The following is a 15,910-nucleotide window of genomic DNA, read 5'->3' as shown; positions in this document are numbered from 1 at the left end:
CATTGCCACGCATCCTGAACCATAAGGACAGACGATGACTATCACGTCGCCACCGGGCCAAGAAGCAAGCCCGCTAGCAACACCCAAACCAGCAAAGCAAAAAGGCGGAGGATTCCTCCGCTACTTGATTACCCGATTCTTGCTGATCATTCCCACTGTCTTCATCCTCATCACAGTGGTGTTCTTCCTGATGCGCGTGACCGGCGACCCGATCACCGCAGCCTTGGGCGGACGGCTCACCCCGGACCAGCTGGCCCAGCGCATCCATGAAGCCGGATACGACCGGCCGATCCTGATCCAGTACTTCGAGTACCTGGGCCAGATCTTCACCGGCGATCTGGGCCGCACCATGAGCGATAACCGGGCGGTCACCGAGGTGCTGGCCACCTACGGCGCAGCAACTTTGGAACTGGCCATCAACGCGGTCCTTGTCGCACTGCTGGTCGGCATCCCGCTGGGCCTGGTTGCCGCGAAGTTCCGCGACCGCTACCCGGATGCCGTCCTGCGCATCCTTGCAATCCTCTCCTACGCCACCCCGGTGTTCTTCGCCGGCTTGCTGCTCAAGCTGGTCTTCGGCGTATGGCTAGGCTGGCTGCCGATCAGCGGCCGTGCCGACTGGCAGACCGAGCTTGAACTGACCGGCCTGCAGAGCCCATCGGGCATTTACTGGCTCGATGCGCTGCGCAGCGGCAATAGCGCTGCCTTCTGGAATGTCACCGAGCATGCGATCCTGCCAGCCCTGGCACTGGGCCTGCTCACCGGCGGCGTGTTCCTGCGCCTGGTGCGCACCAACGCAATTGGCACGCTGGGCCGCGAATACGTGGAAGCCGGCCGTTCGCGCGGCGTCAGCGAATTCCGCCTCACCACCAAGCACGCCTACCGTCCGGCGCTGATTCCGATTATCACTGTCATGGGCCTGCAGATTGCCATGCTGCTCGGTGGAGCAGTGCTGACCGAGACCACCTTCGAATGGTCGGGATTGGGCTTCAAGCTCGCCGAATACCTCACCGCCCGCGACTTCGTGGCTGTGCAGGGCATCGTGGTGCTGCTGGCCATTATCGTCGCCGTCACCAACTTCATCGTTGACGTGCTGGCCGCCTTGATCGACCCGAGAGTCAGGTACTAATCATGAGTACAGCTACCTTGCCGGCTTCGAACAAGTCCTGGCTGGACCGGCTCCCGGTCATCTCCCACCTGCGCATGTCCTCGGGCCTGCAGCGGGGCATGCTGGTTGCCGGTCTGGCGCTCTCCGGCCTGTTCATCGTTACCGCCCTGTTCGCGCCGCTGATTGCGCCTTTCGATTTCGCGCAGTCCTCGGATGCATCCGGGGACTTCCCGCGCCAGGCGGCTCCGGACAGCAAATTCATCTGGGGCACCACCGCCACCGGCTATGACGTGTTCTCGCGGACCCTCTTCGGTGCGCAGACGGCCATCTGGGTGATCCTGGCGGCCGTGGTCATGTCCCTGTTCCTGGGCGTATTGCTGGGCTTGATCTCCGGCTACCTCGGCGGCTGGTTCGACCGCATCGCCGTGGTGTTGGCCGATGCAATCTACGCGTTCCCATCCTTGCTGCTGGCCATCGTGATGTCCATCGTGATTTCCCAGGGCCAGTCTTCGCTCTTCGGCGGCGTGATGGCAGCGGCCATCTCCATCACCGTGGTGTTCATCCCGCAGTACTTCCGCGTGGTCCGCGCCGAAGTGATGCGGCTGAAGGCGGAACCCTTCGTGGAATCCGCACAGGTGATCGGCGCCAGTCCATGGCGAGTGATGTTCGCGCACCTGCTGCGCAACGCCACCCGCACCTTGCCGCTGATCTTCACGCTGAATGCCACCGAGGCATTGCTGACCCTGGCGGGCCTGGGCTTCCTGGGCTTCGGCATCGAACCGACCAGTGCTTCGGAATGGGGCTACGACCTGAACCGCGCGATGTCAGATGCCACTAGCGGAATCTGGTGGACCGGCCTGTTCCCGGGCTTGGCCATCGTGCTCACCGTGATGGGCTTGACCCTGGTTGGCGAGTCCATGAATGACCTCAATGACCCGCGCCTGCGCCGCTTCAGCCGCAAGAAGGCCAAGCGCATCACCCAGTCCGGACAGGTAGGAGCAAGCCAATGACCAACAGTCCTCTCCTCGACTCCGAGGCCAACATCGGCACACCCGCTGTCTTGCGCATCGAAGACCTGAACATTGATTTCGTCACGGACGCCGGCGCAGTGCCGGCAGTGCGCGGCGTTGATTTGCAAGTCAGGGCCGGCGAGATCCTGGCCATCGTGGGCGAATCCGGATCCGGCAAGTCCGTCACCGCACGCACCGCCCTGGGCATCCTGGCTGAGAACGGTGCCTCGCACGGCGGGGTCTACCTCAAAGGCAAGAACATGCTCACCCTGCGCGGCCGCGAGCTGCGCGCGGCTCGCGGCCGGGATGTGGCCATGGTCTTCCAGGAACCATCCACGGCACTGAACCCGGTGTACACCGTGGGGTGGCAGATCATGGAGGGCATCCGCGCGCACAACAGGATTTCCAAGAAGGAAGCCAGGACGCGCGCCATCGAGGCGATGCGCCAGGTCGGCATCCCGGATCCAGAGCAGCGCGTGGACTACTACCCGCACCAGTTCTCCGGTGGCCAGAAGCAGCGCGTGGTCATCGCCGCGGCGCTGGCCCTGAAGCCGGAACTGATTGTGGCAGATGAGCCAACCACCGCATTGGACGTCACGGTGCAGGCTGAAATTCTCCAGCTGCTGCGCGACCTGCGTGATCAGCTGGGTACCGCCATCGTCATCATCACCCACAATATGGGGGTGGTAGCCGATATCGCCGACAGCGTGATCGTGATGAACCAGGGGCAGATCGTTGAGCAAGCACCATCGATCCAGCTCTTCGAAGCACCGCAAGAGGACTACACCAAGTCCCTGCTGGCTGCCGTGCCGCACCTGGGGCGCGAAAGCGCCTCGGAGGGACTAGTCGAACGTCCGAACCAGGATGCTGAATTGCTGGTGGAAGCCAAGGGCCTGAAGGTGCATTTCCCGGGACGCCTCGGGGCCCCGGGCTTCACCGCGGTCGATGGGGTGGATCTGAAGATCCACGCCGGCGAAGTCTACGGACTGGTGGGCGAGTCCGGTTCGGGGAAAACCACCATCGGACGCAGCATCGCGGGATTGAACCGCATCACCGGTGGCTCGCTGAAGGTGCTGGGCTACGAGATGGCCCACTTCAAGGAACGCACCTTCAAGCCGCTGCGTGAGCAGATCGGCTTCGTGTTCCAGGATCCAGCGGCAAGCTTCAATCCGCACTTGACCGTAGGCGAATGCGTGGCCGAGCCACTGGCCGTGCACCGTGATCTGAACCCGCTGCAGACCCGCAACAAGGTGGCCGAACTGCTTGAGGCCGTGCAGCTTCCAGCCGGTTTTGCCAACCGCTACCCGCACGAACTCTCCGGCGGCCAGCGCCAGCGCGCGTCGCTGGCCCGCGCACTGGCCTTGGAGCCGAAGCTGCTGATTGCCGATGAGCCAACCAGCGCACTGGACGTTTCGGTGCAGGCCAAGGTGCTGGAGCTGTTCCGCGAATTGCAGACCGAACTGGGCTTCGCAGCCCTGTTCGTCTCGCATGATCTGGCAGTGGTGGACCAGCTGGCTACCTGGGTGGGCGTCCTGTTCCGGGGCACCTTGCTGGAAGAAGGCTTGGGCTCCAAGGTCCTGGCCAACCCGCAGCATGAATACACCCAGCGCCTGATCGCCTCGCTTCCGGTTCCGGACCCGCGCGAACAGGCGCAGCGACGCAAACTGATTGAACAGCTGAACGCCTCCTGAGCAGCTGGCAATCAAGGAACAACGGGCATGCCCCGGGCCCGGTCAGGCACCGTGTCCGGGGCATGTCACCTTGTGGGTAATCCGTCATGCGAACCCGTAAACTGGTGATCATGAACGAGCCGAAGAACACTGAGACCACCCAGTCATTCGACCCGCACGCCAGCTCGTTGCAGGGCGAGGTCCAGAATGAAGTCCTCGAAGAGCTGTACGCCATCCGCGGCAGCATCGACAACTTCGATGCGCAGCTGGTTTTCCTGTTGGCTGAACGCTTCAAGGCGACCCAGCGCGTAGGGGTCCTGAAGGCCGAGCACCAGTTGCCGCCGAGCGACCCTAGCCGCGAGAAGGCGCAGATCGAGCGCCTGCGCGCCCTGGCCCACGAAGCGCATCTTGATCCAGAATTCGCCGAAAAATTCCTGAATTTCGTGATCTCTGAAGTCATCCGCCACCACCAGAACATTTCTGACTCGCACAACAATGACTGAGCAGGAACACGAGGCCGCTGAACGCCGCGATATTCACGCCACCGCTTTCTGCCAGTTCCCGGGCAGCGACCCGTCGGCCATCCACGAAGTGGTGCGCGGGGAATTGGGAGAACCCAACCTCGCGGTCTTCCCGCAGCTGCCGGATCGTGGCGTCGGCGCCGATGCGGTAGGGCGCAGCGCCACCTTGCTGGCAGACCTCGGCTTCGATCTGCAGCCGCACGGCTGGAGGATCGGTGCCAAGGACGGTATCGATGCCCGTCGTGCCCGCAGCATCCTGCGCAGTGACGAGAATCTGCTAGCTGATGTACTCGGCGCAGAAGCGAAACCTGCCCAGCGCCTCAAGCTCACCTTGCTCGGTCCGTGGACCTTGGCCGCCAGCCTGTACCTGTCGAACGGGGAGCGGGTGATCAGCGATCATGGGGCGCGCCGCGACATCATCGAGTCCTACGCCCACGGCGCACGCGAGCATCTGGACCGACTGGCCCGCATTACCTCGCTGGCGGACTTCACTATCCAGATTGATGAGCCGCTGCTGGGCGACGTGCTCGACGGCACAATCAGTACCGCCAGCGGATACCGGACCCTGCGCTCGATCCCACGCGCCGAAGTGCGAAGCGCCTATGCGCAGTTCTTCAAGGTGCTCGCTGGCGGGGCCGAAGGCCAACGGGTCACCTCGCTGCTGAATCTGCCTACCCAGGATGAACACTGGATTGAACGGGTGGATCTGCTGCACCAAGCCGGTGCCGGCGCGCTGGTCATCGACCCTGGAGGCTTGACGCACCGCAAGTGGGAGCGGGTAGCGGGACTTGTCGAAGGCGGGGGCCGCGTCTTCTTGCAGGTGCTCGCCCCCGGAACCCGGGCACCAGGTGTTGTAGAAGGGGTGAACTCCATTCTTCGTCCTTGGCGCCAGCTGGGCTTGGGCTTGGGGCAGCTAGGTGCACTAACCCTGATGCCGCGTGGAGACTTCTCGCGCAGCAGCTCGGCGCAGGCCATCGAGAACCTGCGACGGCTGGCCAGTTATGCCCAAGCGTTGGAGCAGACACGCGTCGATGCGTAGCTAACTGCCTGATTTCTGCCGGTCACAGCCCGAAAAGGGCGGTTGATCATGTATCTTAGGAATAGTGGGGTAGCGGATCTACCCGGTTTGGCCAGTTGGCTGAAACCTCAAACCTACGGTTTCAGGGGGACATGGGATGAAGGCACGGATTTTAGTCGTTGACGATGACGAAGCGTTGTCGGAAATGATTGGCATTGTCCTGCAAAATGACGGCTTCGATGCCTCATTCTGCTACGACGGTTCCGGTGCTCTGGAAGCATTCCGTGAGGCGAACCCCGACCTGGTGCTCCTTGACCTGATGCTGCCTGGCATTGACGGCATCGAGGTATGCAAGCAGATCCGCGCGGAATCCGACGTTCCCGTCGTGATGCTCACCGCCAAGTCGGACACTGCCGACGTTGTCCGCGGGCTGGAATCCGGTGCCGATGACTACGTGCCCAAGCCTTTCAAGCCAGCCGAGCTGGTGGCCCGCGTGCGAGCCCGTTTGCGTCCAAGCGAAACCCACGCCGCGGAGACATTGCAAGTTGGCGAAGTGACCATCGACGTGGCCGGGCACCGAGTGACCCGCGGAACCGATGTCGTGTCGCTGACCCCGCTGGAATTCGACCTCCTGGTCACCATGGCCCGCAAGCCATGGCAGGTCTTCAGCCGCGAGCAGCTGCTGGAAGCCGTCTGGGGCTACCGGCACGCTGCAGATACCCGCTTGGTCAACGTGCACGTGCAGCGCCTGCGCTCGAAGATTGAAATTGACCCGGAGAAGCCGCAGATTATCGAGACCGTTCGCGGTGTCGGATACAAGGCTGGTTCGGCAAGTTGAGTTCGCACACGTCGACCGGTGCAGAGTTGGTTCCGGTCGATGTGCATGCCCAGTCGCAGTCCAAACCCGCCCGGTGGAGCAAAATCGAGCAGTGGATCAAGCGTCCCTGGCACACCGCCAAGCTGCGTTGGCAACGCCACCTGCTGTTCCGCACCGTCATTTCGACGCTGCTTTTCACCGCGCTGGCTTTGGTTGCCGCCGGCGCCTTCCTTTCCAACCAGATCGCCTCCACGCTTTTCGAAGAGCGCGTGAACCAGATATCCAAGGAATCGGAACGCGGCCTGGTCCAGGCCCGCTCCATTCTCGAATCGGCTTCCACCACCGATCGCGCCTCCACCCAGGCCCTGGTGAATTCGACCTTGGCTTCCCTGGAAGGCGATGGCGCAACCGTAGTCCGCGATTTCGTGCTGATGCCCATTGCCGGTGACCAAAGCCTTTATGTTGGGCCAATGGCTTCCGGTTCCCTGACCACCCGCGTGATCCCTGGCGATCTCGCGGAGCGGGTTGCAGGGGAGCAAGGCATCTATTGGCGTTCCATCGAGCTGGGTGCCGATACCGCAACCAAGCCCGGTCTCATTGTCGGCACCAAGGTACTGATTCCGCCTGGACGCGAGTACGGACTGTATCTGGTCTACGACCTGTCCAGCGTGCAGGATACCCTCGAATTCATCAATCGTGCGATGGCTTTCACCGGGCTGATTCTGCTGGCAGTGGTTGGCTTCGTTGCGTGGTCGGTCGCCCGTACCGTGGTCCGCCCGGTGGCCGATGCCGCGTATGTTTCGGAGAGGATTGCTTCTGGTGACCTCGACCGCCGAATGAAGGTCGCCGGCAAGGACGAGGTGGCCCGATTGGGTACGGCCTTCAACCACATGGCCCACTCGTTGCAAGAGCAGATCACCGCATTGAATAATCTCTCGGCCATGCAGCAACGCTTCGTTTCCGACGTCTCGCACGAATTGCGCACCCCGCTGACCACCGTGCGCATGGCTGCCGAAGTGATCCACGATGCCCGCGAGGACTTCGATCCGCTTACCGCGCGGTCCGCCGAACTGATGTACAACCAGATCGAGCGTTTCCAGCACCTGCTCAATGACCTGCTGGAAGTGTCCCGCTTCGATGCCGGCGTCGCGGTGCTTGACCGTGAGTCAACGGACTTGAACGTCATAGCCCGCAAGGTTATCGATACCGCCACCCCGGTGGCTGATGAATACGGGTCGCTCATCCGCCTGAACGCGCCCAGCGACGGTTGCGTCGCAGAAGTGGATCCGCGCCGCGTCGAGCGTGTGATCCGCAATCTGGTGCTCAACGCGGTGGAGCACGGTGAAAGCAAGCCAATCGATATCACCATCGGCGCCAACCAGAGCGCGGTGGCGATCACCGTGCGCGACTACGGCATCGGCATGTCCGAAGAGGCGTGCAACCACGTCTTCGACCGATTCTGGCGCGCTGATCCGGCCCGTGCACGGACCACCGGAGGTTCCGGCCTGGGCTTGTCGATCTCGATGGAGGACACCAGGTTGCACGATGGCCGATTGGAAGCGTGGGGCAAGCCGGGGGTCGGCTCGGTCTTCCGCCTGACCTTGCCACGCAGCGAGGACCTGGAGATCGCTTCGTCGCCGCTTCCACTGGAACCGCCAGTTCCTGAAAGCCTGGCTACGGTGATTTTGGGAGACAGCTTCCCGCTGACCGGTGAAGTGCCAAAGATCGGATACACGCCACTGGTTCTTGATCCGGATTTGGATGCGGATTCGCCAGATGACGATGTCACCAATCCGAACCTGGGCAGCAACGAGCAGAAGAAGGAAGGGGAGAGCTGATGCGGAAGAAATTCTTTTCCAGCCTCGCGATCATCCTTGCTGCTGCGCTTGCGATCTCTGGCTGCGCCTCGATTCCTAGAACTTCCACCGTCCAGCAGATTGAAGCCGGAACCGACACCAGCGGGGCTGAAAGCTACAGCTATGCGGCCGATGGACCGGCAGCAGGTGCTGATGCCAGGGCCATCGTCGAGGGGTTCGTCGAGGCTGGGCGTTCGGTATCCGAAGATTATGCTGTCTCCCGCGAATTCATGGACGCGCAGCTGAGCAACACCTGGCGCGGTGATACGCAGACGCTGATCTACGATGCCTTCAATGTGGTCAACGGGGCCGATGCGAACAAGTACACCATCCAGCTCGAAATCACCGGTGAAGTCGACGCGCATGGCGTGCGCACCGACTACCCGGATCACTCGACCCGTGCAGTGGATATCGAAGTCGCCAAGGTAGACGACGAATGGCGCATTACCAAAGCCCCGGACGGCACGATGCTCGAAGCCTCGACGTTCACCAAGATCTTTGCCGCGCAGACCCTGTACTTCTACGATGCGAGCTTCGCCTATTTGGTTCCCGACATACGGTGGTTCACCTCGGGTTCGGGCACCACCACGTCGATGGTGGAAGCCTTGTTGGCAGGACCAGCCCCGTACCTGCAAAATGCTGTCGTCTCCGCTTTCTCGACGGCCAGCGGACTGGTGCGTTCAGCGGTGCCGGTGCGCGATGGCGAAGCGACCATCGATTTGAACTCCAATACCTTCGCAGATGCTACCGACCGGAGCATCTTGCTGATGAAGCAGCAGATGGAAGCCACGCTGACCAGCCTAGCTCCGGTGGATTCGGTAAAGCTGCTGCGGGAGGAAAACGAAGTCAACCTTTCGACCGAAGACACTAACTTCGAGCCGGCTACGTCCAACCCCAGCACGCAGGATACGCTGATCGGCATTTCGGACCAGTACTTGGTCTACGTCAAAGGACTCTCGATCATTCCGGTGGGCGGCGTCCCGGATATTTCCGGATACAACCCACGGGACCCGGCCATGTCTCCGGTCGGCAATCGCTATGCCTTCCTCAACGGCCGCCGCACCCAGCTGTGGGGGATTGACGACAAGGGCAGCCTGCGCCTTTCGCTGGAGGGCGAGGAGCTCATCCAGCCGTCCATGGATCTGGCCGGCTGGACCTGGACCGCGGATAACGGGGCAGCTACCCCGATCAGGGCGGTCCCTGCCGACACCGAAATGAAGGGTGAAGCCCGTCCAATCGATGTGGCCTGGCTGGAAGATGCCCAGATCGATTCCTTGCGGATTTCCCGTGACGGCGCGCGGGCGCTGATCGTGGCAACCATCGGCAAGACCACGTCGGTTTACGTCGCCGGCGTGATCCGCGATGCTGAAGGTGTGCCCCGCGGACTCACGGATTCGCCAATGAAGATCTATCCAGAAGTTCCGGTGAATACCGCGCTATGGGATTCGGACAGATCCATTATTGTTGCCGAGCTCGGTGATGACCAAGCTGTTGAAGCGGCCCAGATCACCTTCGAAGGCGGCAGCGAGCACCTGCAGCTGCTGTTGGGCATGGTCGGCATCGCTACCGGTGTCGGCAGCCGCCGCGAAGTGTATGCCGAGACCAACGAGAAGCTGTATACCCGCGTGGGCAATTCCTGGCACGAGCTTGAGGATTTTGCCCAGGACGTCGCCTATCCCGGCTAAGCAGGACCTTGCTCCACAGCTCGTTGGCGACCAGACCGATCGACGCGGTTCATCGGCCAGTCTGGCCGTATGGAAATTCCCGAAGAGTGGCTGCGGTACGTCGATGAGCTGTCCCGCAGCAGGCCCATGCGCTGGCTGGGATTCGGCACCAGGGAAATGGCGAACTTCCTGCTTCCGGCCTGTTGCGCGGTCTGCGCCCGGGCAGATTTTCGGCTTTGCCCCGAATGCCGCAGTGAAATCCAACGCCAACTGAGCCTGCCGCCCCTGCCGGACACGCATCATCTCTATGTCGAGCTTCCCGCGCTCGGCCAGCAGCTTGCCGTTAGTTCCTGCGGCGCTTACGGCAAGGAGCTGGCTCGGGCTTTGCTGGCATTCAAGAACAAGCAGCGCTACTTCCTCGTCTCGCTCTTCGCCCCGTATCTGGCGGCCGCGCTGAACGCCGGATGCATCCCGCAGCGCGCGAATCTTCCTACCCTGGTGGTACCGGTGCCCAGTTCGCTCAAGGCAACAGCGCAGCGTGGCTACTCTCCGGTGAAGACGATGCTCGACCACGGCTTCGCTCGCCGGCTGCTGTCGGCAGATCTAGAGTGCCGCACGCTGCTGCACTACCGCCTCGGTTCTGCCTTGGGCGGGGCGCAGAAAACCAAGAGCGGTTCAGACCGGCGCGGCGGCCGAACCCATTTCGTTGCCGAGCGTGCCAGCGCCAATGGCCAGCCGGTCATCCTGGTCGACGACGTCCTAACCACCGGTTCGACGTTGCGGCAGGCGGCCATGGCCTGCCATGAGGCAGGATATGACGTCACCAGCGCGGTGGTACTGGCTTTGACGAGACCGCCAAATAATGCACCTGAACAGTAATTACGCTTACCGCGATCGGAAATTGTGAGCCCGGATACTTGAATCTTGGCCACGGTGGCATAAGGTGAAGTATGGGATGCATCACAGATGCAGCTAAAAGCCCATCTTCAGTCCGAAAGGATGGAACTTTCGGACTGTTGTGTCACCCGACTCCCTATTGGAGGACACCATGGAGCTGAACTACAGCGGACGCAACATCACCATTTCGGATCGTTTCCGTGAGTATGTTGACGAGAAAATCACCAAGGTTGACCAGCTGGCCACCAAAATACAGCGCATCGACGTCAAGGTCCTCAAAGAAGCACATGCTCGTGATCAGAGCACTGCACTGTCCGTTGAATTGACCGTTGTTGGCCGTGGCCCGGCAATTCGAGCCGAGGCTCGCGGCGCTGACAAGTTCGCGGCTTTCGACATCGCGTTCGCAAAACTGCTTGAACGCCTGCGCAAGGCCCGCGACAAGCGCAAGGTGCATCGCGGCAACCACACCCCGCTGGCTGTCCACCAGGCAACTGGCGGCCTGCCTACCGCATCGAGCGGCAAGTCGTTGGTTGAAGAAACCATCGAAGCCCAGAAAGCCGTGGAAGCTGCCGAAGTCGAGGCCAACGCCGAGTACTCGCCAGTGGTCATCCGCCGCAAGTCCTTCCCTGCAGAAGTGATGAGCGTTGATGACGCAGTGGACCGCATGGAACTGGTCGGCCATCCGTTCTACCTTTTCATCGATGAAGCCACCGGCGAGCACGCCGTGGTCTATGGCCGCACCCAGTACCAGTACGGTGTCATCTCCTTGGATCCATCACTGAACTCCAATGAAGAAGCCACCAGGGAAACTCGCGGCTACCGTGACAAAGCCTTGGCAACAGAAGGATAGTCATCGGAACCACAACTAGCGTGGGCGGCCAACGCATTCTCAGCCTCAAGCAGGCACGAAGAATCGCGTTGGCCGCCCAAGGCCTGTCCAAGGGCAGGAAAGAACAACCCGTCACCGCGCGGAGAATCATCAGCGCTATCGGCAGTATCGCGCAATTGCAGATTGACTCGGTGAACGTCGTTCGCAGGGCCCATTACATGCCGATGTTCGCCCGGCTCGGCGCCTATGACACCAAGGTGCTGGACCAGCTTCTGGCCAAACCGCTCAGCCCTATCACCGAATATTGGGCCCATGAGGCCTCGGTGGTCAGCTCGGAACTCATTCAAGACCTGCGGGTATGGCAGCGCCGAACCTGGATCGATAAATCAGATGGGTTCTCCGCCGAACAGCATGACCTCTCGGATCGCGTCCTTGAATACCTGTCCAATAATCCAGGCTCCAGCGCCCGGCAAATCAGCCAGGCTTTGGACGTCGCCCCGGTCGGGGAGAAAAAGCATTGGGGGTGGAATTGGAATGACACCAAGTTCGTCACCGAGTCCCTTTTCGCCCAAGCCAAGATCTTGACGCTGGGACGCAACTCCCAGTTTGAACGCCGTTACGCACTAGCCGCGGATGTGGTGGGCAGGCAACAGGAACTCGATGCGGCGCAGCGGCACGAGGCCCTCGCCCGGCTGGTTGTCCGGGCCATGGATGCCCTTGGCATCGCCACCGCTCACTGCGTCGCAGAGTATTTCCGTCTTCCGGTGCGCGCGGCGAAAGAAGAGCTCGCCCAGCAGGTACGTGCTGGTCTCATCGAAGAAGTACAGGTTGCCGGCATTGCCGAGCCTTGCTATTTGCAGGCCGGCACCAAGATTCCGCGCAGGATCGATCCTGACCTGCGTTTGCTGTCACCTTTTGATTCGATGGTTTTCAATCGCCGCCGGCTGGAGAAGTTCTTCGGGTTCGAATACCGCATCGAAATCTACGTGCCGGAAAATCAGCGCCGCTACGGCTACTACGTTTTCCCGATGCTTTTCGGCGAAGAGTTCGTGGGCCGAGTGGATCTGAAAGCTGACCGGGCCAGGTCGGTGCTGCACGCAAAGCAGGTGCATTACGAGCCGGGTGTCGACGCCAGTGTCGAGGCTGGATTGCGAGCCGAGCTGGATCGCATGGCGCGCTGGCTGGAACTTGAACGAGTGGAAATCGGGCTGTGAAGGGCCTGTTGATCAAATCGCTGTTCGCTATAAGAACAGCGCAAATGGGATTGAAATAGCCAGATGTGCTGTTTTCCTCACGTAGACTGAAGACGCCAGAAATTACTGTGCTTGAGATATTGGGAGCTACCACGTGGCATCATTGCTAGAACGTATTTTGCGTACCGGCGACAAGAAGATTCTGAAGACTCTTCGTAAGTACGCCGACACGATCAATACGTTGGAAGTCGAAATTCGCGAACTTTCGGACGAAGAGCTCAAGGGTGAAACCGACAAGTTCCGCGAACGTTTGGCTAACGGTGAGACGTTGGATGACTTGCTCCCAGAAGCTTTTGCGGTGGTCCGCGAAGCCTCGGACCGGGTCCTTGGCATGCGCCACTTCGATGTCCAGCTCATGGGCGGTGCTGCCCTGCATCTGGGAAACATCGCTGAAATGCGTACCGGTGAAGGCAAGACCCTGGTCGCTACCGCACCGGCTTACCTGAACGCGTTGACCGGTGACGGCGTGCACGTGGTGACAACCAACGACTTCCTCGCCCAGTACCAGTCGGATCTGATGGGTCGCGTCTTCCGCTTCCTCGGTCTGACCTGCGGCTGCATTCTCTCCAGCCAGAAGCCTGCCGAGCGGCGCAAGCAGTATGAAGCCGATATCACCTACGGCACGAACAACGAGTTCGGATTCGACTACCTGCGCGACAACATGGCGTGGAGCAAGGACGAGCTGGTCCAGCGCGGACACAACTTCGTCATCGTCGATGAGGTCGACTCGATCCTGATCGATGAGGCGCGTACCCCGCTGATCATTTCCGGACAGGCTTCGGGAGATGTGAACCGCTGGTACACCGAATTCTCCAAGATCGTCTCGCGACTGAAGCGTGAAGACGATTACGAGGTCGACGAAAAGAAGCGCACCATCGGCGTGCTGGAGTCGGGCATCGAAAAGGTCGAGGACTACCTGGGCATCGATAACCTCTACGAAGCGAACAACACCCCGCTGATCGGCTTCCTGAACAGCGCCATCAAGGCCAAGGAACTGTTCAAGAAGGACAAGGACTACGTCGTTGTCAACGGCGAAGTCATGATCGTTGACGAGCATACCGGCCGTGCACTGGCTGGCCGCCGCTACTCCGAGGGCATGCACCAGGCCATCGAGGCCAAGGAAAACGTTGAGATCAAGGCCGAGAACCAGACTCTGGCCACCGTGACCTTGCAGAACTACTTCCGCATGTACGCCAAGATCTCGGGCATGACCGGTACGGCGCAGACCGAGGCCGCGGAATTTATGGGTACCTACAAGCTGGGCGTGGTGGAGATTCCCACCAATAAGCCAGCAATCCGCATGGACCAGTCGGACTACATCTACAAGAATGAAGTCGCCAAGTTCAATGCTGTGGTTGAGGACATTGCCGAGCGCCATGCGACGGGACAGCCGATCCTGGTGGGCACCACCAGCGTGGAAAAGAGCGAATACCTCTCCCGGCTGCTCTCCAAGAAGGGCATCCGCCACGAGGTGCTCAACGCCAAGCAGCACGCTCGCGAAGCTGCCGTGGTCGCGATGGCCGGCCGCAAGAACGCGGTGACCGTTTCTACCAACATGGCCGGCCGCGGTACCGACATCATGCTCGGCGGCAACGCTGAGTTCCTGGCCGTGGCCGAGATGGAGCGCCGTGGCCTGGATGCGGAGAACAACCCGGAAGAGTACAACACGGTCTGGGACGAAGTCTTTGACAAGGCGAAGGAAACCGTCGCCAACGAATCGAAGGAAGTTGCGGCGCTCGGCGGCCTGTACGTGCTGGGCACCGAACGGCACGAATCACGCCGCATCGATAACCAGCTGCGTGGTCGCTCCGGCCGCCAGGGCGACCCGGGCGAATCGCGTTTCTACCTGTCGATGACCGATGACCTGATGCGCCGGTTCAACTCCGGGATGGCCGAGCGCATCATGAACAACCCGTCGATGCCAGATGACGTGGCGCTGGAATCCAAGATGGTTTCGCGCGCCATTGAGTCCGCCCAGGCACAGGTGGAAGGCGTCAACGCCGAGCAGCGCAAGAATGTGCTGAAATACGATGACGTGATGAACCGCCAGCGTGAAGCGATCTACGCTGACCGCCGTTCCATCCTGGAAGGCGACGACCTCGAAGAGAAGGTCGGCCACTTCCTGGAAGATGTCGTCAAGGCAATGGTCCTGGAAGCGACCCAGGTCGGCGACCCGGACGATTGGGAGCTCAAGTCGTTGTGGACCAACCTCAAGCAGCTGTACCCGATCGGCATCACCATCGATGAAGTTCTCGAAGAGGCCGGCGGAGTGGGGCACCTCTCCGCGCAGTTCCTGGAACGCGAAATCCTCTCGGATGCCCAGTACCAGTACGAAGAGCGGGAAAAGCTTGTTGGTTCTTCCACCATGCGCGATCTGGAGCGCCGTGTAGTGCTCTCGACCATCGGTCGCAAGTGGCAGGAGCACCTGTACGAGATGGATTACCTCAAGGAAGGAATCGGACTGCGTGCCATGGCCCAGCGCGACCCGCTAGTGGAATATCAGCGTGAAGGCTACACCATGTTCCAGACCATGATGGAAGGCATCCGCGAGGAAAGCATCGGAACCCTCTTCAACTTGGAGATCCCCACCGGAGCTGAAGCAGCTGCCGCGCCAGCGGTTGACGAATCGGCGAAGCCGAAGAACCTGCAGTTCACCGGCCCGGATGAAGATGGCGAAGCCAGCACCACTCGCGCCCAGGCAACGTCGAGCAAGAAGAAGAACAAGAAGGCCAAGCGCAGCTAGATTAGCTCCACATCGGTCACCTGCCACCGTCCGTGCCAGGGCTCAATTTTCAGAGCCACGGCACGGACGCGGTATTTAAAGCCCAAGATGACTGTGCATTCCCAAGAACCTGATATGCACCGGTCCAGGTGCAATGAGATGATCTGCCCGTGTGCCGTGCCCGGCAGCGGCTCGAGCGTGTAGCACTGGGTCTCCAGGAGGGCCCGGCGCCGGAGCTTGGCAATGCAAGAGGGCTCCATCACGAATGCCAGCTGATTCACGGTGCGGTACCCAGCCACGATTTCGAAGACCGCGCGGGCTACTGCATGCGAAATCTCAACGATGGCCCGGTGCTCGCTGCGGTAGACAGCAGAGCGATGGAAGATATTGTCCATTGCCCGACGCAGGTGAGCCGGAGCCTGGCATGGATCGGCAGCCGAGGTGGCGCCAGCCGGGTTCGGGTCTGGGAGGTTGGCTGCGTAGATGTCCGGTTGATAGTAGCCGGTGTTGGCGCTAAGGGGGCTGATGGCGATGGTGCTCATGATGAC

13 protein-coding genes are annotated in these 15,910 nt (G+C 61.1%); 12 read left to right on the top strand and 1 reads right to left on the bottom strand.

From position 1 onward, the window contains the following. The first annotated feature begins 34 nt into the window (after positions 1-34). From ACIP6G_RS01600 to secA, 12 genes are all read left to right on the top strand, one after another. Entirely contained in the window at positions 35-1,126 is a 1,092-nt protein-coding gene (locus ACIP6G_RS01600; RefSeq protein WP_105656828.1) for an ABC transporter permease, read from the top strand. 2 nt (positions 1,127-1,128) lie between these two features. Beyond that, positions 1,129-2,115: an ABC transporter permease gene (locus tag ACIP6G_RS01595; RefSeq protein WP_400288306.1), complete on the top strand. Its 987-nt coding sequence runs from the start codon at positions 1,129-1,131 to the stop codon at positions 2,113-2,115. Next, a complete protein-coding gene (locus ACIP6G_RS01590; protein WP_400288304.1) occupies positions 2,112-3,806 on the top strand; it encodes a dipeptide ABC transporter ATP-binding protein in 1,695 nt (564 codons plus the stop codon). Before ACIP6G_RS01595 ends, ACIP6G_RS01590 begins: the two co-directional genes overlap by 4 nt. Before the next feature lie 110 nt (positions 3,807-3,916). Further along, positions 3,917-4,288 carry a chorismate mutase gene (locus ACIP6G_RS01585; RefSeq protein WP_105656864.1) on the top strand — a complete coding sequence of 124 codons (372 nt, stop codon included), beginning with the start codon at positions 3,917-3,919 and terminating at the stop codon, positions 4,286-4,288. Continuing rightward, positions 4,281-5,345, top strand: coding sequence for a hypothetical protein (locus ACIP6G_RS01580; RefSeq protein WP_400288302.1), 1,065 nt, complete (start codon positions 4,281-4,283; stop codon positions 5,343-5,345). The genes ACIP6G_RS01585 and ACIP6G_RS01580 overlap by 8 nt, the downstream gene beginning before the upstream one ends. A 136-nt stretch (positions 5,346-5,481) precedes the next feature. Then, entirely contained in the window at positions 5,482-6,162 is a 681-nt protein-coding gene (gene mtrA / locus ACIP6G_RS01575) for an MtrAB system response regulator MtrA (RefSeq protein WP_105656824.1), read from the top strand. Beyond that, complete coding sequence (gene mtrB / locus ACIP6G_RS01570; RefSeq protein ID WP_105656823.1) at positions 6,159-7,979, top strand: MtrAB system histidine kinase MtrB; 1,821 nt, start codon at positions 6,159-6,161, stop codon at positions 7,977-7,979. The genes mtrA and mtrB overlap by 4 nt, the downstream gene beginning before the upstream one ends. Next, positions 7,979-9,682: an LpqB family beta-propeller domain-containing protein gene (locus tag ACIP6G_RS01565; protein ID WP_105656822.1), complete on the top strand. Its 1,704-nt coding sequence runs from the start codon at positions 7,979-7,981 to the stop codon at positions 9,680-9,682. Before mtrB ends, ACIP6G_RS01565 begins: the two co-directional genes overlap by 1 nt. Before the next feature lie 69 nt (positions 9,683-9,751). Then, positions 9,752-10,540 carry a ComF family protein gene (locus ACIP6G_RS01560; RefSeq protein WP_400288300.1) on the top strand — a complete coding sequence of 263 codons (789 nt, stop codon included), beginning with the start codon at positions 9,752-9,754 and terminating at the stop codon, positions 10,538-10,540. Positions 10,541-10,709: 169 nt separating this feature from the next. Continuing rightward, a complete protein-coding gene (gene hpf, locus ACIP6G_RS01555) occupies positions 10,710-11,408 on the top strand; it encodes a ribosome hibernation-promoting factor, HPF/YfiA family (RefSeq protein ID WP_400288298.1) in 699 nt (232 codons plus the stop codon). A 20-nt stretch (positions 11,409-11,428) separates the two neighbouring features. Beyond that, positions 11,429-12,601 (top strand): winged helix-turn-helix domain-containing protein, encoded by a 1,173-nt coding sequence (locus ACIP6G_RS01550; protein WP_400288297.1) that lies wholly within the window; start codon positions 11,429-11,431, stop codon positions 12,599-12,601. A gap of 133 nt (positions 12,602-12,734) precedes the next feature. Beyond that, on the top strand, positions 12,735-15,383 hold the full coding sequence (gene secA / locus ACIP6G_RS01545; RefSeq protein WP_332594663.1) for a preprotein translocase subunit SecA: 2,649 nt from the start codon (positions 12,735-12,737) through the stop codon (positions 15,381-15,383). Here secA and ACIP6G_RS01540 read toward each other — a convergent pair. After that, positions 15,380-15,904 carry an Rv3235 family protein gene (locus ACIP6G_RS01540; RefSeq protein WP_400288294.1) on the bottom strand — a complete coding sequence of 175 codons (525 nt, stop codon included), beginning with the start codon at positions 15,902-15,904 and terminating at the stop codon, positions 15,380-15,382. The two genes, secA and ACIP6G_RS01540, sit on opposite strands and share 4 nt — an antisense overlap. Positions 15,905-15,910 lie beyond the last annotated feature (6 nt).

This window comes from Glutamicibacter sp. NPDC088483 (genome assembly GCF_044753145.1).
Classification (GTDB): Bacteria; Actinomycetota; Actinomycetes; order Actinomycetales; family Micrococcaceae; genus Glutamicibacter.
The sequence above is the reverse complement of the archived record's forward strand: the minus strand, read 5'-3'. Positions and strand labels throughout refer to the sequence as shown.